General features: G+C 67.6%; 20 protein-coding genes. 12 read left to right on the forward strand and 8 right to left on the reverse strand.

The window, feature by feature from the left end; genetic code table 11:
- Positions 1 to 35 precede the first annotated feature (35 nt).
- From HNQ61_RS24415 to HNQ61_RS24450, 8 genes are all read left to right on the forward strand, one after another.
- Entirely contained in the window at positions 36 to 803 is a 768-nt protein-coding gene (locus HNQ61_RS24415) for a tRNA(His) guanylyltransferase Thg1 family protein (RefSeq protein WP_170033038.1), read from the forward strand.
- Between the two features lie 132 nt (positions 804 to 935).
- Positions 936 to 1,769 (forward strand): enoyl-CoA hydratase family protein, encoded by an 834-nt coding sequence (locus tag HNQ61_RS24420; RefSeq protein WP_170033040.1) that lies wholly within the window; start codon positions 936 to 938, stop codon positions 1,767 to 1,769.
- 201 nt (positions 1,770 to 1,970) lie between these two features.
- Positions 1,971 to 2,186: a hypothetical protein gene (locus tag HNQ61_RS24425; RefSeq protein WP_170033042.1), complete on the forward strand. Its 216-nt coding sequence runs from the start codon at positions 1,971 to 1,973 to the stop codon at positions 2,184 to 2,186.
- Positions 2,183 to 2,809 (forward strand): hypothetical protein, encoded by a 627-nt coding sequence (locus HNQ61_RS24430; RefSeq protein ID WP_170033044.1) that lies wholly within the window; start codon positions 2,183 to 2,185, stop codon positions 2,807 to 2,809. Before HNQ61_RS24425 ends, HNQ61_RS24430 begins: the two co-directional genes overlap by 4 nt.
- Positions 2,810 to 2,832: 23 nt before the next feature.
- Positions 2,833 to 4,020: an acyl-CoA dehydrogenase family protein gene (locus tag HNQ61_RS24435; RefSeq protein WP_170033046.1), complete on the forward strand. Its 1,188-nt coding sequence runs from the start codon at positions 2,833 to 2,835 to the stop codon at positions 4,018 to 4,020.
- Positions 4,021 to 4,274: 254 nt separating this feature from the next.
- Positions 4,275 to 5,921 carry a benzoate-CoA ligase family protein gene (locus HNQ61_RS24440; RefSeq protein WP_183685832.1) on the forward strand — a complete coding sequence of 549 codons (1,647 nt, stop codon included), beginning with the start codon at positions 4,275 to 4,277 and terminating at the stop codon, positions 5,919 to 5,921.
- Positions 5,918 to 6,310 carry a RidA family protein gene (locus tag HNQ61_RS24445; protein ID WP_170033049.1) on the forward strand — a complete coding sequence of 131 codons (393 nt, stop codon included), beginning with the start codon at positions 5,918 to 5,920 and terminating at the stop codon, positions 6,308 to 6,310. Before HNQ61_RS24440 ends, HNQ61_RS24445 begins: the two co-directional genes overlap by 4 nt.
- Before the next feature lie 290 nt (positions 6,311 to 6,600).
- The gene (locus tag HNQ61_RS24450; RefSeq protein WP_170033051.1) at positions 6,601 to 8,673 is read left to right on the forward strand and encodes a M13 family metallopeptidase; all 2,073 of its coding nucleotides are present in this window, start codon (positions 6,601 to 6,603) and stop codon (positions 8,671 to 8,673) included.
- Between the two features lie 234 nt (positions 8,674 to 8,907).
- On the opposite strand, the gene HNQ61_RS24455 is transcribed toward HNQ61_RS24450, so the two are convergent.
- Positions 8,908 to 9,672, reverse strand: coding sequence for an aspartate/glutamate racemase family protein (locus HNQ61_RS24455; RefSeq protein ID WP_170033053.1), 765 nt, complete (start codon positions 9,670 to 9,672; stop codon positions 8,908 to 8,910).
- Complete coding sequence (locus HNQ61_RS29735) at positions 9,669 to 10,964, reverse strand: methyltransferase domain-containing protein (protein ID WP_170033055.1); 1,296 nt, start codon at positions 10,962 to 10,964, stop codon at positions 9,669 to 9,671. Before HNQ61_RS29735 ends, HNQ61_RS24455 begins: the two co-directional genes overlap by 4 nt.
- A gap of 311 nt (positions 10,965 to 11,275) precedes the next feature.
- Here HNQ61_RS29735 and HNQ61_RS24465 point away from each other — a divergent pair, with 311 nt between their 5' ends.
- Complete coding sequence (locus HNQ61_RS24465; RefSeq protein WP_170033057.1) at positions 11,276 to 11,869, forward strand: hypothetical protein; 594 nt, start codon at positions 11,276 to 11,278, stop codon at positions 11,867 to 11,869.
- Positions 11,870 to 12,020: 151 nt separating this feature from the next.
- Positions 12,021 to 12,467 (forward strand): VOC family protein, encoded by a 447-nt coding sequence (locus tag HNQ61_RS24470; RefSeq protein WP_170033059.1) that lies wholly within the window; start codon positions 12,021 to 12,023, stop codon positions 12,465 to 12,467.
- 86 nt (positions 12,468 to 12,553) lie between these two features.
- Here the strand turns inward: HNQ61_RS24470 and HNQ61_RS24475 are convergent, their stop codons facing one another.
- The 3 genes from HNQ61_RS24475 to HNQ61_RS24485 form a co-directional block, all read right to left on the reverse strand.
- The gene (locus tag HNQ61_RS24475; RefSeq protein ID WP_170033061.1) at positions 12,554 to 12,778 is read right to left on the reverse strand and encodes a YgiT-type zinc finger protein; all 225 of its coding nucleotides are present in this window, start codon (positions 12,776 to 12,778) and stop codon (positions 12,554 to 12,556) included.
- Positions 12,775 to 13,089, reverse strand: a complete 315-nt coding sequence (locus tag HNQ61_RS24480) for a DUF4258 domain-containing protein (RefSeq protein ID WP_170035887.1) — start codon at positions 13,087 to 13,089, stop codon at positions 12,775 to 12,777. The genes HNQ61_RS24475 and HNQ61_RS24480 overlap by 4 nt, the downstream gene beginning before the upstream one ends.
- 100 nt (positions 13,090 to 13,189) lie before the next feature.
- Positions 13,190 to 14,491, reverse strand: coding sequence for a vWA domain-containing protein (locus HNQ61_RS24485; protein WP_170033063.1), 1,302 nt, complete (start codon positions 14,489 to 14,491; stop codon positions 13,190 to 13,192).
- Between the two features lie 125 nt (positions 14,492 to 14,616).
- Here HNQ61_RS24485 and HNQ61_RS24490 point away from each other — a divergent pair, with 125 nt between their 5' ends.
- Positions 14,617 to 15,945 (forward strand): MFS transporter, encoded by a 1,329-nt coding sequence (locus tag HNQ61_RS24490; RefSeq protein WP_170033065.1) that lies wholly within the window; start codon positions 14,617 to 14,619, stop codon positions 15,943 to 15,945.
- 349 nt (positions 15,946 to 16,294) lie between these two features.
- Positions 16,295 to 17,374 (forward strand): A/G-specific adenine glycosylase, encoded by a 1,080-nt coding sequence (mutY, locus tag HNQ61_RS24495; RefSeq protein WP_170033067.1) that lies wholly within the window; start codon positions 16,295 to 16,297, stop codon positions 17,372 to 17,374.
- 307 nt (positions 17,375 to 17,681) lie between these two features.
- On the opposite strand, the gene HNQ61_RS24500 is transcribed toward mutY, so the two are convergent.
- From HNQ61_RS24500 to HNQ61_RS24510, 3 genes are read right to left on the reverse strand one after another with little or no spacing between them, the layout of a single operon-like run.
- On the reverse strand, positions 17,682 to 18,299 hold the full coding sequence (locus tag HNQ61_RS24500) for a TetR/AcrR family transcriptional regulator (protein WP_170033069.1): 618 nt from the start codon (positions 18,297 to 18,299) through the stop codon (positions 17,682 to 17,684).
- Positions 18,296 to 18,814: a PaaI family thioesterase gene (locus HNQ61_RS24505; RefSeq protein WP_170033071.1), complete on the reverse strand. Its 519-nt coding sequence runs from the start codon at positions 18,812 to 18,814 to the stop codon at positions 18,296 to 18,298. Before HNQ61_RS24505 ends, HNQ61_RS24500 begins: the two co-directional genes overlap by 4 nt.
- Positions 18,814 to 20,049, reverse strand: a complete 1,236-nt coding sequence (locus tag HNQ61_RS24510) for an acetyl-CoA C-acetyltransferase (protein WP_170033073.1) — start codon at positions 20,047 to 20,049, stop codon at positions 18,814 to 18,816. The genes HNQ61_RS24505 and HNQ61_RS24510 overlap by 1 nt, the downstream gene beginning before the upstream one ends.
- Positions 20,050 to 20,243 lie beyond the last annotated feature (194 nt).

Consider the following 20,243-nt stretch of genomic DNA (forward strand, 5'->3'; position numbering starts at 1 on the left):
GGCCCTCACTCCAGGCGCAGGATCGGAAACGTTCGATGGATTCCATGGGTGACCGCCTCAAGCGGTACGAGGCGCTGAGCGAAAACGTGCTGCTGCCCCGGCTTCCCGTGTTTCTGCGGCTGGACGGAAACTCGTTCTCCAAATTCACGGCCCGCCACGAGTTCCAGAAGCCGCGCGACATGCGGTTCGAGGACGCGATGAACGCCGCGGCAATCCGGGTTCTGGAGTACTGCTCGGGTGCGCAGCTGGCGTACGTGCAATCGGATGAGATCACCATCCTGCTCCGCAACGACCAGACGCCGGCCACCGAACCATTTCTCGGCAACCGGACGCAGAAGCTGGCTTCGCTCACCGCCGGCAGGGCGTCGGTGGCCTTCAGCCGGCGTCTGCGGGATCTCGGAATCGATGCCGAGGCGATCTTTGACTGCCGGGTGTTCGTCGTGCCTCCGGCCGAGGTCAACAACGTGTTCCTGTGGCGGCAGCTGGATGCCTTCAAGAACGCGGTTCAGGGATTCGCCTACTGGGAAATCGGACGCCTGCTGGGCCGCGGTACGACGGACCGCCTGATACACGGGATGAGCACATCCCAATTGCAGGAGCTGATTTATACCCGGCTGGGCATCAACTTCAACGACGTTCCCACGGCGTTCAAGCGTGGTCGGTGCATCGTGCCCGGAACCAGTCTGCCGCCGGAGCGGACTGGACCCGGCGAGGGTGAATCGACAGGCTCCTCCCGCTGGACGGTGGATGATGAAATCCCGCTGTTCAACCGGGACCGCGGCTACATCGAACGGTTTCTTTGATGTCGCGAAGCGCGTGGCCGGAGCCTGGCGCGGCCGCGCAGAAGCCCGCCGCCGCGCCACATCGTGAGACCCGCGCCTTTCCCGTTCTTTCGCACTCACGCACTCCACGCACCCAGCACTCACGCACTCCTTGTGACCACACGACTGCTCGCCGCCGACTTCCGCCCCACCACCTTCGGATGGCGGGTGGACGGCCCCGTGGCCACGCTCACGCTCAGCCGCCCGGAGCGGAAGAATCCGCTCACGTTCGAGTCGTACGCGGAGATGCGCGACACCTTTCGCGCGCTCAGCTTCGCCACGGACGTCAAGGTGATCGTGCTGACCGGCGCGGGCGAAAACTTCTGCTCCGGCGGTGACGTGCACGAGATCATCGGCCCCCTTGTGCAGATGAAGGAGCAGGGGCGCATGGGCGAACTGCTGGACTTTACGCGGATGACCGGCGACCTGGTAAAGGCCATTCGCGGATGCCCGCAGCCGGTCATTGCCGCCATCGACGGCGTGTGCGTGGGCGCCGGCGCCATCCTGGCCATGGCCAGCGACCTGCGACTTGGAACAGCGCGCAGCAAGGTCGCCTTCCTGTTCACCCGCGTGGGCCTGTCCGGCGCCGACATGGGCGCCTGCGCCATCCTTCCGCGCATTATCGGACAGGGACGAGCGAGCGAACTGCTCTACACCGGCCGCGCAATGGGCGGCGACGAGGCGGAGCGCTGGGGCTTCTACAACCGCGTGGTCGCGCCGGAGTCGCTGCTGGACGAGGCGCACGAGCTCGCCCGCACCCTGTGCGCCGGGCCCACCTTTGCGCACGGCATGACAAAGCGCTGCCTGCACCAGGAGTGGTCGATGGGTGTGGACGAGGCGATCGAGGCCGAGGCGCAGGCCCAGGCCATCTGCATGCAGACCGAGGATTTCGCCCGCGCATTCCGCGCCTTTGCCGCCAAGGAGAAGCCCGTTTTCGAAGGCAACTGACGCCGATCGGAAGCGGTCCGAAAGCGACTCGGACCACCTCTGTCGCGAACCGGTTTCCCTGGTGCATGGGAATGTTGAAAGCTGAGCAAAGACGCCGCTTTTCAAAGGCGGATTTGTCCGGCTGCTGGCGTGTCGTGTTGGATTGATCGAACCGTCCGGCCAGTCTATATTCAGTGCGCAACCTGCACACTGGAGACGCACATGGCGACAGACAAGCGAACGGCCCGGATGCAGCCCTTTCCCGGCTCCCGATTCGACCTGGACAAGGTGACGGAGATGTTCCGGGAGATGCGCATCGCGCACGAAGCGGGAATTCCCTATTCGGAGATGCCCCGGCGCTCAATCCGCGACATCCTCAATGAGGAAGGCCTCCGCACGTGGCCCGATCTGCCCGATCCGGAGGAGGAGGCCGCGTGACCTACGACACGAGCGTCTTCATCAACTGCCCTTTCGACGCCGCATACCGTCCTCTCTTCGAGGCCGTTGTGTTCGCCACGTTCGACTGCGGCTTCCATCCGCGATGTTCGCTGGAGATGGAAGACAGTTCACAGGTCCGAATCGAGAAGATCAACCAGATCATCCAGCAGAGCCGGCTGGCGATTCACGACATCTCGCGGACGCAACTTGATCCCGCGTTCCAACTGCCACGGTTCAACATGCCGCTGGAACTCGGAATCTTTCTGGGAGCCAAGGCATTCGGATCAGGGGTTCAGCGCCGCAAGGCCGCCCTGGTGCTGGATGTTGACCGGTACCGCTATCAGAAGTACATCTCCGACCTCGCGGGGCAGGACATCCGTGCGCATGCGGAAGACCCGGAGACCGCCATCCACCAGATCCGGGATTTTCTGGGGGCGCACTGTGTGCCCGGAATCGTCTTGTCAGGCGGCGATCTGATCATCGAGCGGTACCGTGCCTTCCGCCCGGCGATGGCGGCGTACTGCCGCGCACTCCGAATCCGCGCTGAATACCTGACGTTCCGAGATCTCACGACGTTCATCATCGGGTGGTTGAAGGCCAATCCACTCCCGACGGCCGTGTAGCCGCCCTTTCCGCACCGACCCGAATGCCTGATCGCACGTTTCTGAACTGGCCGTTCTTTGATGACGAGCACCGGGCGCTCGCGGCGGAGCTGACGGCGTGGACGGAGGCGCACATCCCGTCCGCCGGGCACGCGCACGGGGACGTGGATGAGGCCTGCCGCGGGCTCGTTCGCCAGCTCGGCGCGGGCGGCTGGCTGCGGCACGCGGTAACGGCTCCGCATGGCGGCGCGCGCGAACGGCTGGACGTGCGCACCCTGTGCCTGACGCGCGAAACGCTGGCGCACGCATGGGGGCTCGCCGACTTCGCTTTCGCCATGCAGGGGCTGGGCGCCGGACCCATCACGCTCTTCGGTTCGCGGGCGTTGCGCGAGCGATACCTGCCCGCGGTGGCGGCGGGCGAGGCCATCGCCGCATTCGCGCTTTCCGAGCCGGACGCGGGCAGCGACGTGGCCGCCATGAGCACCACCGCGCGCCGGACGGACGAGGGGTTCGTGATCGACGGCACCAAGACGTGGATCAGCAACGCCGGGATCGCCGACCACTACGTCGTGTTCTGCCGCTTTCCGGAGGCAGGCGAGCGCGGATACGCCGCGTTCGTGGTGGACGCGGACAACCCCGGCCTGCGCGTGTCGGAGCGCATCGATGTGATCGCGCCGCATCCGCTGGGCACGCTGGAGCTGCGCGAATGCCGCGTGCCCGCGGACGCGCTCGTGGGCGAGGCAGGCGCGGGAATGCGCGTGGCCCTGGGCACGCTGGACGTATTCCGCACCACGGTGGGCGCGGCGGCGCTGGGGTTTGCGCGACGTGCACTGGACGAAGCGGTCGCGTGGACGGCGGCGCGACAGGCGTTCGGCAAGCCGCTGAGCGACTTTCAGCTGACGCAGTCGGCGCTGGGGCAGATGGCGCTGGAGGTGGACGCGAGTGCGCTGCTGGTCTATCGTGCGGCGTGGACCCGGGATTCCGGCGCGGACCGCGTCACGCGCGAGGCGGCAATGGCCAAGCTCTACGCCACGGAAGCCGCGCAGCGCGTCATCGACACCGCCGTGCAGCTGTTCGGCGGGCGTGGTGTGGTGTCCGGCGCGCCCGTGGAATCGCTGTACCGCGAGATCCGCGCGCTCCGCATCTACGAAGGCACGAGCGAGATCCAGAAACTGGTGATCGCGGGCCAGCTGCTGAAGGACGCGCGTCCGCCATCCCGGAGCGAAGGCTGAGTCCGTCAACCGCATTTCACGCGGGGCCGCGGAGGTGCGCGGAGGTCGCGGGAACAGCACAGGGGAGATGGTCTGAATCAGCCGCGCCGGTGAGTCCCCGCGACCTCCGCGGCCCCCGCGACCTCCGCGTGAGACTGCACAGCCCGCCTCCGCATCAAGCCCGGCGGAGACGACAAATCACCATCATGCACGGTCCGCCGTTTGCGCCGTTGCCTGATCATGCCCGCACTCTCCTCCCTCCGGTCCGGCGAGCCATGGCCACAGTGGAAACACGCTTTCCCGCGGCGCCCTCCGCCCACGCTGACACGTTCGCGCGCGACCATCTGCCGCCGCTCGATCTGTGGCCGGAGATGGATTACTCCGGCCTCTCCGACCTGCACTACCCGGAACGGCTGAATTGCGCGGCGGAACTGCTGGACCGGTGGATGGAACGCGGTCACGGCGACCGCACGGCGATGCTGTGGGATGGCGGAAGCTGGACGTACCGCGAACTGGTGGAGCAGTCCAACCGCATCGCCGGCGTGCTGCGGAGCGACTTGGGGATTGTGCCCGGCAACCGCGTGCTGCTGCGCGGGCCCAATTCGCCGATGATGGCGGCGTGCTGGCTGGGCGTGGTAAAGGCCGGCGCCGTCGTCGTTCCCACCATGCCGCTGCTGCGCACGCGCGAACTGGCGTACGTGGCCGAAAAGGCGATGGTTCGGCTCGCGCTGACCGACTACCGCCTGGCGGACGACCTTCACGGCGCGCGCGGGCAGGCGCCGGTTCTGGAGCGCGTCGTCACCTGGGGGGGCGGCGGGGACGACGGGCTGGAGGCAATGATGGCACTCCGCTCCCCCGAGTTCACGCCCGTGGATACCGCGGCGGACGACGTGGCCATGATCGCTTTCACCTCCGGCACCACCGGGCGGGCGAAAGGGACCATGCACTTTCACCGCGACATGCTGGCCTGCGCGGACACCTTTTCCGTGCACGTCCTCAAGCCGTCACCGGACGACATCTTCTGCGGGTCGCCGCCGCTGGCGTTCACCTTCGGACTGGGCGGGCTGCTGCTCTTTCCGCTCCGCGCCGGCGCCGCCGTTCTCCTCGTGGAACAGCCGTCCGGCCCCAACCTTCTCAAGGCCATTCAGGACCATCGCGCCACGGTCCTATTCACGGCGCCGACGGCCTACCGCGCCATGCTCGACATCCTTCCCGAATACGATCTGTCATCCCTCGCCAAGTGCGTCTCTGCGGGCGAAACGCTGCCGCTGCCGACCTTTGAGGCGTGGGAACAGGCGACGGGAGTAAAGATCATCGACGGCATCGGCAGCACGGAGATGCTGCACATCTTCATCGGCTGCTCGGAAGACGACGTCCGGCCGGGATCGACCGGACGGGCAGTACCGGGCTACCGGGCGCGGATCATCGACGAGAACGGCGAGCCGCTTCCGCCCGGATCCGTCGGGCGGCTGGCGGTACAGGGGCCTACGGGGTGCCGCTACCTGGCCGACCCGGAACGGCAGGCGGGCTACGTGCTGAACGGCTGGAATCTCACCGGTGACGCATACCGGATGGACGAGGACGGCTACTTCTGGTACCAGGCGCGCACGGACGACATGATCGTAAGCTCCGGCTACAACATCGCCGGGCCGGAGGTGGAAACGGTGCTGCTGGAGCACCCCGCCGTGCTGGAATGCGGCGTCGTGGGGCTGCCGGACACCGATCGCGGGCAGGTGGTCAGCGCGTTCGTCGTGCTGCGGCCCGGGCATGAACCTGGGGAGGAAATGACGCGTTCGCTGCAGGAATTCGTAAAGACGCACATCGCGCCGTACAAGTATCCGCGCCGGGTGACGTTCGTGGACCAGCTTCCGCGCACGCAGACGGGCAAGCTGCAGCGCTTTCGCCTGCGGGAGGGCGCATGAGCCGCGTGCTTCAGCCGGCGCACTGGGGCGCGCCCAAGGGCTACGTCAACGGCATGGAGGCGGAGGGGCGCACGGTCTTTGTGGCCGGGCAGATCGGGTGGAACCCCGCCACGTGCGAGTTCGAGACGGACGACTTCATCGGCCAGGTAGACCAGGCGCTGCGGAACATCGTCACTATCCTGGCGGAGGCGGGCGCGGGGCCCGAACACGTGACGCGGATGACGTGGTACATCACCGACCGCGCGGCGTATCTGGACAACACGCGCGCGCTCGGCCGCGTGTACCGTGAACTGTTCGGCAAGCACTTTCCCGCCATGGCCGTGGTGATCGTCGCCGGGCTGCTGGAGGAGCAGGCCAAGGTGGAGATCGAAGCGACCGCGGTGCACTGAGCGAGTCGCGGTCACACCGCGTACGGCACGGAGGGAATGAGGCTCCGCGGAGGTCGAGACCCGGCTTCCGCGATGGAAAGCAGACCGGCGGATCACCGCGTCCGCGGCACTGGGAACGCGGTGCAGACCGGCGCGGGCCAGCAACTCTGATCCTCGGTATACCGTTTCCGCGGATCGAGCCGCAAACGCGCGCACCGCAATCCGTTCCGTCCATCGAAGTCCAACGGAACGGACTGGTTGCGGGTCTGTAGAAGGAACGTTCGAATCATCATCACCCAACCGTGAGTCGCATGTCCTCAAAGATCCGCATTACGCCGCGTGCCACGGCCGTGGCGGCGTGCATCCTTGCCGCCGCCTGCGCGCCGTCGCAGCCCGGCGCCGTGTCCGGTTCCGCCGCGGCGCCCGCCCCCGCCATGGGGCTGGGCATCGACACGACCGGCTTTGACCGCTCCGTCCGCCCGCAGGACGACTTCTACTCGTTCGTGAACGGCTCCTGGCTCAAGCGGACCGAGATCCCGGCGGACCGCAGCACCTACGGCACCTTCATTCTGCTGCGCGACCAGGCCCAGGCCTCGCTGCGCACGCTGGTGGAAGAAGCCGCGAGCAAGCAGAACGCCCCCGGCAGCGACGAGCAGAAGGTCGGCGATCTGTACAAGAGCTTCATGGACACCGCGCGCATCGAGCGGCTGGGCATTCAGCCGCTGCGCGCCGACATCGACCGCATTCGCGCCGTGCGCTCGCGCGCCGAGTACCCGGCGCTGTTCGCGCAGATGCGCCGCCGCGGAACGGGCCTTCCGTTCTCGTTCGGCGTGGGCCAGGACCAGAAGATGTCCAGCCGCTACGTGGTGGGGCTGAGCCAGAGCGGGCTGGGCCTGCCGGACCGCGAGTACTACCTGGACCCCAGCGAGCGCTCGGCCGGCATCCGCCGCGAATACACGAACTACGCGCAGACGCTGCTCGGGCTCGCGGGCACGCCCAACGCCGCGGCCGCCGCGCAGAACGTGATCGCGTTTGAGACCGCGCTGGCCACGCGCCAGTGGGAGCGCACGCGCCTTCGCGACCCCAACGCCCAGTACAACCCCACCGCCGTGGCTGACCTTTCCCGCCGCGCGCCGGGCTTCAACTGGAGCGAGTTCCTGCGGTCCGCGGGCGTGAGCGTCGACACCGTCATCCTGCGCCAGCCGGACTACTTCGCCCGCATCGACAGCGTGCTGGCGCAGACTCCGGTGGAAACCGTGCAGAACTACCTGGTGCTGCGCATGGTGGACAACGCCGCCCCGTACCTGAGCAGCGACTTCGCCAACGCGCGCTTCAACTTCCGCGGCAAGGTGCTGAGCGGCACCACCCAGGAGCGCCCCCGCTGGCAGCGCGGCATCGACGTCGTCGAGGGCACGCTGGGCGAGCTGGCCGGCGAAATGTACGTGGAGCGCAACTTCAGCCCCGCCGCCAAGCAGCGCGCCCAGGAGCTGGTGCAGAACCTGATGGCCGCGTTCAACCAGGGCATCGACGAGCTGGAGTGGATGAGCCCGGCGACGCGTGCGCAGGCGCACCAGAAGCTGAGCAGCATCAGCGTCAAGATCGGCTATCCCGACACGTGGCGTGACTACTCGGCGCTGCAGATCGACCCCGCGGACCTGCTGGGCAACCTGCGCCGCGCGTCCGAGTTCGAGTACCAGCGCACCATCACCGGGCGCATCGGCCAGCCGGTGAACCGCAACGAGTGGGGCATGACCCCGCAGACCGTGAACGCGTACTACAACCCGACCAACAACGAAATCGTGTTCCCGGCGGCCATTCTGCGGCCTCCGTTCTTTGATCCCAACGCGGACGACGCCGTGAACTACGGCGGCATCGGCGGCGTGATCGGGCACGAGATCAGCCACGGCTTCGACGACCAGGGCCGGAAGAGCGACGCGCAGGGCAACCTTCGCGACTGGTGGACGCCGGAAGACGCCACCGCGTTCGAGTCGCGTGCCACGGCGCTGGCCAACCAGTACAGCAGCTACTCGCCCATCGAGGGCGCCAACGTGAACGGCCGGCTTACGCTGGGCGAAAACATCGGCGACCTGTCGGGGCTGGCCATCGCCTACAAGGCGTACCACAACTCGCTCAACGGGCGCCCCGCGCCGGTCATCAACGGCTTCACGGGCGACCAGCGCTTCTTCCTGGGATGGGCGCAGATCTGGCGCAGCAAGTTCCGCGACCAGGCGCTTCGCCAGCAGCTGCTGACGGACCCGCACTCGCCGGGGCAGTACCGCACCAACGGCGTGCTGGTGAACTTCCCGGCGTTCTACGAGGCGTTCGGCGTCAAGCAGGGCGACCGCATGTGGCTGCCGGCCGACCAGCGCATCAAGCTCTGGTAGTCCGTCCGCTGACGGGAATGGATTGATGGACGAGAGCCCCGGATCGCGATTGCGGTCCGGGGCTCTTCCTGTTGATGGCCGGCGGTTTATGACAGGTGCCGTTGCCGGTGGATGATCAGCGTCGATGACGATCAGCGTCGATGGACGATCCCGGCTATGCGCGCTCAGTCCGCTGGGGATCAGCGGTGGTGCATGAGGTGGAGATACTGATCCGGTGGACGAGTCCCTAGCGGCTTACACCCGGATCGGCTCCACCATCTTCAGTTCCAGTCCAAAGGCCAGCCTCGCGGAGCGCTTCATCGCATCCGCGTCTCCCGTGGTCAGGATGCGCACGGATGCCGACACGTCCGATTCTCGTGGCAGGCGCCACTCGGCCTGAACCCTGGCAAGCGTGCTCTCCACCGGATCGAAGAGCGTCGCGCCGGGACAAAGCTCCGCGAGCAGCGGCGACAGCACGGAGTAGTGCGTGCAGGCCAGCACCAGAACCTCGACGCCGCGCAGCGGAGCGAGGATGCGGGCCACCTCGCCGCGCACTTCGTCCCCGTCCAGGCGCCCCGCCTCCACACATGCCGACAGCGGCTGCGCAACGCGTTGTATCACATCGTGTCCAGCGGCGCGGAGGGGTCGGCCATACGCGTTGCTCGTGATCGTTCGCGCTCCGCCGATCACGCCGATGCGCGACGGGGACATGCGCGCGAGTTCGGCGACAGCGGGTTCGATGACCCCGATCACTCCCAAGCCGTCACGCGACGCATGCAGATCACGGATGACGGTGCTCGCGGCGTTGCAGGCGAGCACGGCGTGATCGGCTCCGTGGTGATCCACCGCGTACCGGAGCATGGCGTCCACCCGCGCTGCCAGCGCAGGGCGGGGCAGGCGGCCGTACGGCGTGGTGCCCGCGTCGGACAGGTAGACGGCGGGCACGGATGGATGAGCCTGCCGCAGACGGGTAAGGAACGCCAGCCCGCCGATCCCCCAGTCCAGGACGGCGACCTTCACGGATAGCTCTGCGGCGGCACCGCGCCGGGCTGCACCGGGCCGCTGTCGAAGGCCAGGACGCGGGCGTTCCATCCCACGTTGATGGTCTGGATGGAGCCCCGCGGAAAGCGGCTCTCCAGGTACCACCGCATCTCGTGCTCGGCGCGGATGGGATTGTAGCGCAGCATGGTCTGCCAGCGCGGGTCCGTCACCATCCGCCGCAGGCTGCGCGCGAACTCGGGGCGGCGCAGGCGGGAGCGGAAGCCGCTTGCTTTGCTCGCCAGCAGATGCGGCATTTCACGCCAGCGCACGGGCGCCGTCACCATGTCCACGATCAGCACGCGGCCGCCGGGACGCAGCACGCGGCGGATCTCGTTCATCACCGGATCCCAGTCCAGGTAGCGGAACGAGAGCAGCGAAACCACCACGTCGAACGACGCATCCGCAAACGGCAGCGCCGGCCCGTGCACCTGCACGAAGTCCAGCGTGGGGACGTCCGCGGCGCGCTTTCGGGCATGGTCTATCATCCCCGCGGAGGTGTCGACGCCCGTTCCATGCGCGATGCCGGGGGCCATCCGCATCAGCAGCGCGCCGTTGCCACAGCCGATGTCCAGCACGCGCGCAGGCTCGGCCGGCATCCGCGACTGCAGCCAGCGCCACTCGTCTTCGCGGACGGTGATGTCGCCGAACACGGCGTCGTACAGCGGGGCCACGGAGTCGTAGGTGGGATCGCCGTCTGGCGGCTCAGGATCGAACCGCTTCATGGTTTCCGCCACGCCGCGGCTGTATTTGCGCACCGATCCCAGCAGCCCGTGCGATTTGCGGCCCGGGCAGCCCAGCACGTACAGCGGTGCGTCACGATCGCGGGAAAGCCTCTCCCAGCGGAACCGGTCCGGACGCAGCGAAACGCTGGTGTACCAGTGATATCCGTGCGCCGGCACGCCAAAGGTGCGGGCAAAGAACGGTGCGAACCATCGCGCGGTGCGGCACGCGTGAAAGTACGCGGACGCGTGTGGCGCAAACGGGTTGGGCAGCGTGCGCCATTCGTGCGGGCTGAACTGCTCGGGTACGGCGCGGGTGCGGAACATGGGCCCGTACATCCCGCTGTGGCCGATAAAGTGAAGCTCGCGGACGCGCTCCCCCGCCGCGGCCCGGTGGAACAGCTCCGCGACGTCCGCCTTGCTCTCCACGGCGACGGCGCTCACCGGCACGCCCGGGTTGTCGCGCCCCTTTTCCGCCGCGAGCGTCTGGGCGGCCCGCGCAAACTTGTCGCCGCCCTCACGATACAGGGTGGTGTAGATGATGAGGATCACAGGCGGGATGAACGAGGAAGCAGATGATCGGGAACAGACCGGCAGCGGGACGCGTGAGCCGGCCCGTCCGGCGAAGGAGTGCCGGCCCAATCGCTCGTCGATTATAATCCGTTGACGTCGGATCGCCTACGATCCCGATCCACAACGCGCTAAGAATTACACATCAGGCGGGAGATGAGTCGCCGTGCCATCAAGAGACGACACGGAGCGCATCCATATCGCCACACCACCTTGCGCTCATCCTCCCGCACCGGCATCAGTGTCCCGCAGGCAAGCGATCCATCCATCCCGCATCACCGAGTCTTGATCTGATGAACGACCTCTGGAGCAACAAGGCGCCGTCTGCCTGGCGCGCCGCGCTGGACCGGTACGAGGCGGTGGTCGAAGCACAGGGCGTCGCCCGGCTGGCGGAACTGGATGCGTGGTATCGACAGGAGCTGCCCGGGCTGATCGCGGCGCGTGCCAAGCCGCACGTGACCCACGACGAGCTGGTGCGGCTGACGGAGTGGAAGATGGCGCGTGGCGTGTGGCGGGCGCGCAACCTGGTGCTGGTGCGCGGCAACGATGAGGATCTCGTGATCCGGACGAGCACCGACGCGCTCGCGGCGGTCCCCGATCCCCGCGCGCCGATCGCGATTCTGTCCAAGCTCGCCGGCGTGGGCCCGGCCACCGCGTCCGCAGCCGCCGCGGCGTACGCGCCGGAAACATATCCGTTCTTTGATGAACTGGTCGGCGCGCAGGTGCCCGGGTTGGGCGACGTCGCGTTCACGCCCGCCTACTACGCCAGATACGCCGCGGAAATCCGCGAACGTGCCCTGCAACTGGGTGCCGACTGGACGCCGTCGATGGTGGCGCACGCGCTCTGGGCCAACTCCGGCGGCAAGGCAGGCGCGGCACCCGGCTGATCCCCCGCCGGGTCTGGCGCTCCATGGCTTCGGATCAGACTCTCGACCGGGCGTACTGTCTGCCCTTGACGACCATACCTACCGGTCGGCATGATGGTTTCAGATGCGGAACCACTGGACGCAGGTACTGGCCTTCAATTGAGAGAGCGCGATGGCAGACCCGACAGGCACGACCCGGATCACGACGGTAGGAACCGTGTTCGTCCCGGTTGCCGACCAGGACCGGGCGCTCGCGTTCTACGTGGATACGCTCGGATTCCAGTTGCGCGGCGACCTGCCTTACAGCGGAGGCCGCTGGGTGGAAGTCGCGCCGCCGGGCTCCGCCAACGTGCTCGCGCTCGTCCCGCCCAGCGAAGGCCGCGCGGCTGCCACCGACCAGACGATCTGCGCATTCGGATCGACGGATATCGACGCGGATTACGCCACCCTGCGCGCCCGTGGCATCGACATGGACGCGGAAATCGGCCGCGCCGGCACCAGCCGGCCGGGGCTGATCGCGCTGGACGCCCGCATCAGCGATCCCCAGCCGCCGCAGTTCTCCTTTCGCGACCCGGACGGCAACCGCTTCCTGATTGTGCAGGCGCCGCCCGCCGCCTGACCCTGGCCGCGAACAACAAACTTGTTTCACAGATTGGAGGCGCAGACTGGGATCCGCTCCTCCGCTTCATGACTCGGACCCCCAACTCAGGCCGCGAAGCGGAATACCGGTGTTTCGACCGTATGATCCGGCTGACGATCGCTCCAGACCAGCACGCGGAGTTGTTCGACTGTTTCCGGAGAAAAGAAGCGCTCGCCGGTTTGCGGGTCGACGCGGGCAGGAACGTTCTCTACGATCACGATCCGCCCCCGAACTTCGACGGAGTACGTGACGAACGTTTCTACAAGATGGTCCTCAATCTGGTGCATCATCCGATCCTACCCTTTCGATGCTTCAGGGCGATCCACAAGTCTGGATCAGGTTCGTAGACGGTGATGATCTTCAGCACAGGGCGGGAAGGGTAGCTGCATTGAACGTGCAGCGGTCTTCCCCACCGCGTAAGGCCGAGGATCAGGCAACTCGGCCCGTACTTGTCATCAGGATAGTCCTCGATCACTTCTCCTGAATACAAGGCGTCGGTCAGTTCGGCCGCGCCAATGTTGCGGGCGACGCTCTGATCGGACGCGTGCTGCGAAAGTTCGAATCGCCGCTCGGCAATCGCGGCCCGGATCTCCTCTATCAGGCTCATGCTCCACAGTAATGGAGCGACCTCAGCCTGTAAAGATTGTCCATTTACGCCATGGGTGGCCTAATCGCGACCCATCCGTCTGCACCGCAGCCGCTTACCCCGCCCGGCGCGTCTTCCGCTTCAGGAAGTCACGCATGATGTACTGGCCGAGCGTCATGGTGCTGGTGAAGTACGCCTTGCCGCGCGCGATCTGCGAAACCTGGTTCACGAACGCCACCAGCGCCGGGTCGCGCGCCAGCATGAAGGTGTTGATCAGGATTCCCGCCTTGCGGCAGGCCCCGACTTCGTGGAACGTTTCCTTGAGGACGAACTGGTCGAGTCCCATGCTGTTCTTGTAGACGCGCCCGTCCGGCAGCGTGACGGCGGACGGCTTTCCATCCGTAATCATCACGATCTGTCTCATGTCCTTGTTCTGCGCCAGCAGCAGGCGCCGGGCAAGCTGCAGCCCCGCGGCCGTGTTGGTGTGGAACGGCCCCACCTGCGCGTGCGCCACCCGCGAGGCCGGCAGCTCCTCGGCCGTGTCGCCAAAGGTTACCACCTTGAGCGTGTCGCCCGGGAACTGCGTGCGGATCAGGTGCGTGAGCGCGAGCGCCACCTTCTTGGCCGGCGTGAACCGGTCTTCGCCGTACAGGATCATGCTGTGGCTGGTGTCCAGCATCAGCACGGTGGCGCAGCTGGAGCGGTACTCGGACTGGTTGACGAACAGATCGCCGTAGTCCAGGTCGATGCTGCCGTCGTCGCGCAGCCCGTCTTCCCGCGAAAGCGCGCTCTTGAGCGTGGCGGGGATGTCCAGGTTCAGCGTGTCGCCGAACTCGTACGGACGGCTCGCCGCCTCCACCTCCACGCCAGTGGCCAGGTGTGGCGTCTCGTGTGAGCCCACGGCCGAGCGCCCCATCGCCCCCAGAAGCTGGCGGAGCGTACGGTAGCCGAGCAGATCCACACCCTTTCCCGTCAGCGAGAACTCCACCTGCTGCGCGGCGGCCTTGGCCTCGTCAATCTTGCCTTCGCCGTCCATCTCCGTGTATCCGCCCGGCATCTGCGGATTCTCGCTGACGTTCAGATAGCCCTCGGCCACCATGCGCTGGATGAGTGCGTCCAGCAGGTCGGCGATCCGCTGCCGCACCTCGTCGTCCGCCTCGCCGTCGCCGCGCAGCTCCGCGATCATCTCCGGCGTCAACTGTCCGCTCTCCAGCAGGGCGCGCAACAGCGCGTCCTTGAGCGCGTCCATGGACCGGTCGTCCTCGTCGCCGCCGAACTCGCCCCACCACGGGTGCGAGTATTCGCCCCCCGCAAACCCGCTCTGCAAAAGGAAATCGGACAACTGGTCCAGCAGCGCCTGAAGGTTCAGGGCGTCGGCCATGTTGCCGGTGTACTTGGAGTAGCTGGTAAAACGCATGAGACCTCCGGGGGTAGAGCGCGGGGGAGCACGCCGATCCAGCACGTTGCACGCCATCCACGCCTGTGGCGGCTGCGGTGCGCCCCCTGTAAGATACCGGTTCATCGGCGAAGTGGAACAGCGGGATGCTACTGCGGGACGATCAGGACGGAACCGGACACGGCGCGGACGAGGCGAGCGAACTCCCCTCCGCGCCTCTTCGCGTGCCCGAAACGCCCGATCCACAGGCGCCCACGGAGGCGCCGCGTGCCTTTTCCGCGTTGCGGCACCGCAACTTCCGTGTGTTCTACGTGGGCCACGTGCTGTCGCTTACGGGCACGTGGATGCAGACGACGGCGCAGGGCTGGCTGGTTCTGGAACTCACCAATTCCGAGTTCAAGCTGGGGCTGGTGACCGCCGTCGCCTCGCTCCCCACGCTGTTCCTGGGGTTGTACGCCGGGGTGGTAGCGGACCGCAGGGACAAGCGGCGCATCATCCTCACGGCGCAGTGGATCATGCTCGTCTGCGCGCTGGCGATCGCGATCCTGACGGGTACGCACACCATCACCTATCCCGTCCTTCTCGGCCTCGTGTTCGTGCTGGGGACGGCGAGCGCGTTCGAAATCCCCACGCGCCAGTCGTTCTTTGCCGAAATCGTTGACAAGCCAGATCTTGCGAACGCCATCGCCCTCAACTCGGCCGCGTTCAACGGATCGCGCATCATCGGCCCGGCGGTGGCGGGCGCGCTGATCGGCGGCGCGGGCGTGGCGGCGTGCTTCTACGCGAACGCGTTCTCGTACGTGGCGGTCATCGCGGGGCTGATGATGCTGCGGATCGCACCCTTCCGCCCGAATCCCGCCACCGCGGACGCAAGCGTGCTGGATCACCTGCGCGAGGGACTGGCGTACATCCGCGCGGACAGAGTCGTGCAGACGCTGGTTCTGATGATCGCGGCGATGTCGGTAACCGTGTTTCCCTACTCCATGCTGCTCCCCGTGTTTGCGCGCGACGTGCTGCACGTGGGCGCGCGCGGATTGGGGATGCTGCTTTCCGCCGCGGGCGCGGGCGCGCTGTCCGCGAGCGTGCTGCTGGCGGCGGGAAAGATGGCGATCCACCGCGGACGGCTGATCGTGGGCGCGTGTCTGGCCTTTGTACTGCTGCTGATGGGATTCGCGCTGTCGACGTGGTATCCGCTGTCGCTGGTGCTGCTTGCGGCCGCGAGCTTCATGATCGTACTGAACAACGCGACGTTGAACGCGCTGCTTCAGGCCCGCGTTCCGGACCGGCTGCGTGGACGTGTGATGTCGGTTTACGTGTTCATGTTCGTGGGAATGACGCCGCTGGGATCGCTGCAGGCCGGCGCCATCGCACGGTGGCTGCAGGCGCCCGCCGCCCTGGCGATCGGGTGCGTGGTGATGCTGGCGATTCTGGGATTTGTGGTGGTGCGCGTGCCGGAGTTGCTGAAGGCGGAGTAGAAGCGGCGGGCGCGTCTCGGGCGGGAGTGGCGAGGATTGGCGCGTCCGAAAGTGACGCCCTCACCCCGCGTGCTGCGCACGACGACCCTCTCCCACGAACAGATGTGGGAGAGGGAGCACACCCCTGTGTGGCACGGAAGGCGAGGCTTACGTCGATTTGATGCGGGTCAGCCTTCCCTGAGCGGCGATCCACCCGCTACGCGATCTCGGCGTCCCTCTCGGATCACGCCACCCGCGCCACCACTTTCGCACTTTCGCACTTTCGCACTTTCGCACTTTCGCACTTTCGCACTTTCGCACTTTCGCACTTTCGCACTTTCGCACTTTCGTACTTTCGCACCTTCGCACTTTGCCTCTCTCCCCTGCCCTGCGCCCGCGCCTGCTCTCCTGGTACGACGCCAACCGCCGCGACCTGCCGTGGCGCGCGGCGCCGGGCCACGTCGCGGACCCGTACGCCGTCTGGCTGTCGGAGGTGATGCTGCAGCAGACTCGCGTGGAAACGGTGCGCCCGTACTTCGCGCGGTGGCTGGAACGGTTCCCCACCGTGGAGGCGCTCGCCGACGCCCCGCTGGACGACGTGCTCAAGGCATGGGAGGGCCTCGGCTACTACTCGCGCGCGCGGAACTTTCATCGCGCCATCCAGACCGTGCGCGACGAGCACGGCGGCATCGTCCCCAATCATCCGGAAGGCTTCCGCGCGCTTCCCGGCGTCGGCCGGTACACGGCGGGCGCGGTGATGTCGATCGCGTTCGGGCGCGAAGAGCCGCTGGTGGATGGAAACGTGAGGCGCGTGTTCGCCCGGTGGATGGACGACCCCGCACCGTCCGAGGACGCGCTGTGGTCGATGGCGGGCGAGCTGGTGCGCGGCGAGCGGCCGGGCGACATCAACCAGGCGGTGATGGAACTCGGTGCCACGGTCTGCGTTCCGCGCACACCCCGCTGCGGCGAGTGCCCCGTCCGCGAGTTCTGCGCGGCGTACGCGGCGGGGACGCAGGCGGAGCGTCCGGCCAGGAAGAAGGCCAAGGCGATCCCGCACGAGGACACCGCCGTTCCCGTCATCGAGCGGGACGGGCACGTGCTCCTGGTCCGGCGCCCCGTGCATGTGCGCCTTGGCGGGATGTGGGCGTTCCCCGCCGTCATCCGCGCGGAAGGCGAACCCCTTTCCGCCGCCGTCGAGCGCGCCGCGTACGAGGGGCTGGGGATGATCGTGCGCGCGGGCGAGCCGGTGGGCGTGGTGGAGCACGTGTTCACGCACGTCCGCGCCACGTACCACGCCGTGCGCTGCACCTTCGTGAGCGGCGAACCGGTTCCCGCCGGATACGATGCCGCGCTCTGGGTGCCGTGGGACCGCGTGGGAGATTACGCGCTCCCCGTCGCCCAGCGCCGCATCGCGGCCCTCGCCGCCGAACCCACGCTCTTTCGGACATGAGCGTGGACAAGGAGCAACACGCCTGCGCCTGCGGCCGATGACGTGAACGGGATGAGGCACGACACGGGCGGACGAGCCGCGAACGGTCTCCACTGAGCGGATGATCAGCCGCTCTGAAAACAGGAGCCCCGGCCCGGCGCTGTTCGCGCACGGTTCGGGGCTCCAGTTGCGCCTGGGCGCCGCTCAGACTCGCAGGTACAGTCCGCGGAGGCGGACTTCGTGTCTTTCGAGGCGCGGTTTCAACCGCCGGGCCGAAACCGATCGACCGTGTCCGATCAGCCCTGCCCCTGCCTACGAGTGACGCGCGTCAGTTCTTCCCCGAGATGTCCGGCTCCCCCTCGGGCCCGATCATCTCCGTGAGCACGCGCCGGCTCGCCGCGAGAAAGCGGTCGCTCAGCGTGGGATCATCCACCGCGCGGGCGAGCATCATCGCACCCGCCAAGCCCGCCATCACCACCATCGCCATCTCTTCGCGATCCGCCTCCTCCACGTGGGCGGGGAGCGCGTTCTGCGTGCGCTTCAGCATGCGCTTCACCTGGCCGGTAAAGGCAGCCCGCACCTCCGGCGCCTGGCGCGGGATTTCACCCGCCAGTGGCGGCATCAGGCAGCCCGCGCCGGGCTCGTCGCGGTGTGTGCGGCTCAGGTAGGCGCGCACGTAGGCGGCGAGCTTCTGGTCCGCCGGCGCGCTCTCCGCCGCCGCGCCCAGCGAAGCGTGCGACTGGTTCACCGCGCACCCGCACGCCTCGGCGACCAGCGCGTCCTTGTTGGGAAAGTGCGCGTAGAAGCCGCCATGAGTGAGCCCGGCGCTGGACATCACATCCGCCACGCTCATCCCGTCCACACCCTTTTCCCGCAGCACGCGGGCGGCGGCGTCCAGAATCTGCTGCCGCGTGCGCTCGCGGTGCCCGGCCGGATATCTCGTCATCCACCTCCTCCTCGCGACGGGCGAAAGATCATGCACGTGCTGGTTGCGTGTGCGTAGAGCGTGCCCTCCGCGTCGCGCAGCCGCGCCTCCGCCGTGGCGACACGTCCACCGGAGTGGATCACCGTGCCCTCGCAGAAGATACGTCCCGTGTCGCGGGTGAGCGGGCGGACGTAGTTCAGCTTCAGTTCCAGCGTGGTATACCCGGTTCCCGCCGGAAGCGTGGAATGCACCGCGCACGCCGTCGCCGTGTCGCAGAGCGTGGCGGCGAGCCCGCCATGCACCACGCCGATGGGATTGTAGTGGTACTCGCCCGGATCGCAGTAGAACACCACGCGCCCCTCATCCGCCGATTCCATCCCGATCCCGAGCGTTGCCATGATGGGCGGGCCGGGAAGCTGGCCCGCCTGCATGGCGCGCAGGTACTCCAATCCCGCCATTGCGGCGCCGGCCTGCGCACCGGGGAGCGGGTCCTCCCAGGTGATGGTGCGGGTGCGCTCCGGATCATTCGCCGCCATCAGACGCGCTCGATGACGGTGGCCACGCCCTGCCCGCCCGCGATGCAGAGCGTGATCAGTGCGGTGGACAGGTTGCGGCGCTCCAGTTCATCCAGCGCGGTGCCCAGCAGAATCGCACCGGTGGCGCCAAGCGGATGGCCCAGCGCAATCGACCCGCCGTTCACGTTCACGCGGTCGATGTCGATTCCCAGCCGGCGGATCACCTGCAGCGGCACGGCGGCGAACGCCTCGTTGATCTCCCACAGGTCGATGTCGCCCACCTCCATCCCCGCCTTGCGCAGCGCCTTGCGGGCCGTCTCCGCCGGCGCGGTGAGCATGATGACCGGGTCTTCGGCCAGGATCGCCATCGACCGGATTCGGGCGCGCGGCTTGAGGCCATTGGCGCGGGCGTACTCCGGCGAGGCGATCAGCACGGCGGCGGCGCCGTCTACGATTCCGCTGCTGTTGCCGGCCGTGTGCAGGTGCCGGATGCCGCCCTCGCGCGGAAAGCGGGCGAGCGCGATCTCGTCCAGCGTTTCACCGTTCGGGCCCGCGGCGGTCGCACCGGCGGCGGCAAAGGCGCCCTTCAGGCCGGCGAGCGCCTCAATCGTCGTGTCGGGGCGCAGGTACTCGTCTTCGGACAGCGCGACGGCGCCGGTCTCCGGGTCCAGCACGGGAAACAGGCTTCCGGTAAAGCGGCCGGCGGCCTGCGCCTCGGCGGCGAGGCGCTGCGAGCGGAGCGCGAACGCATCCAGTTCCTCGCGCGAAAACCCTTCCATCGTGGCGATCAGATCGGCGCTGATGCCCTGCGGAACCTGGTGGTGCAGCCGGCGCAGGCGCGGGTTCAATCCGTCGCCCTCGCCGCCGTCGGCGCCCATCGGTACGCGCGACATGCTCTCCACGCCCGCGCCCACCACCAGCTCCTGCATGCCGCTCATTACGCCCATCGCGGCGAAGTTGACGGCCTGCAGGCCAGATCCGCAGTAGCGGTTGAGGGATACGCCGCCCACGTGCACCGGCCAGTCCGCCGCCAGAACCGCCTGCCGGGCGATATTGGCGCCCTGCTCGCCCACCTGCGACACGGCGCCGACCACGACGTCATCCACGTCGTCCAGGTTGGCGTGCGTCCGCCCGGCCAGCGCGTTCAGCGTCTGCGCAAGCAGTTCCTGCGGATGGATTTCCGTCAGCGAACCCTTGCCCCGCTTGCCGCGCCCGCGAGGAGTACGTACCGCGTCGATGATGTATGCGTCCGCCATTTCGGTGCTCTCCCGGTCCGAGTTCGCCCGCTTATATGATGGTAATCATATAAGCAGAAAAAGTCGTTCGCAAGGTGGCGGTTCGCGGCTTGGGTGTTGGATGATGGGCGATGTAGGATGATGCGAGCCCGCGTTCCCGCGCCTGGAGACGCGGATCGTGCCCCCCTGAACGCGGAGAGGCGCCTGCCCGGACC

Origin of the sequence: Longimicrobium terrae, from assembly GCF_014202995.1 — a bacterium.
GTDB lineage: Bacteria > Gemmatimonadota > Gemmatimonadetes > Longimicrobiales > Longimicrobiaceae > Longimicrobium > Longimicrobium terrae.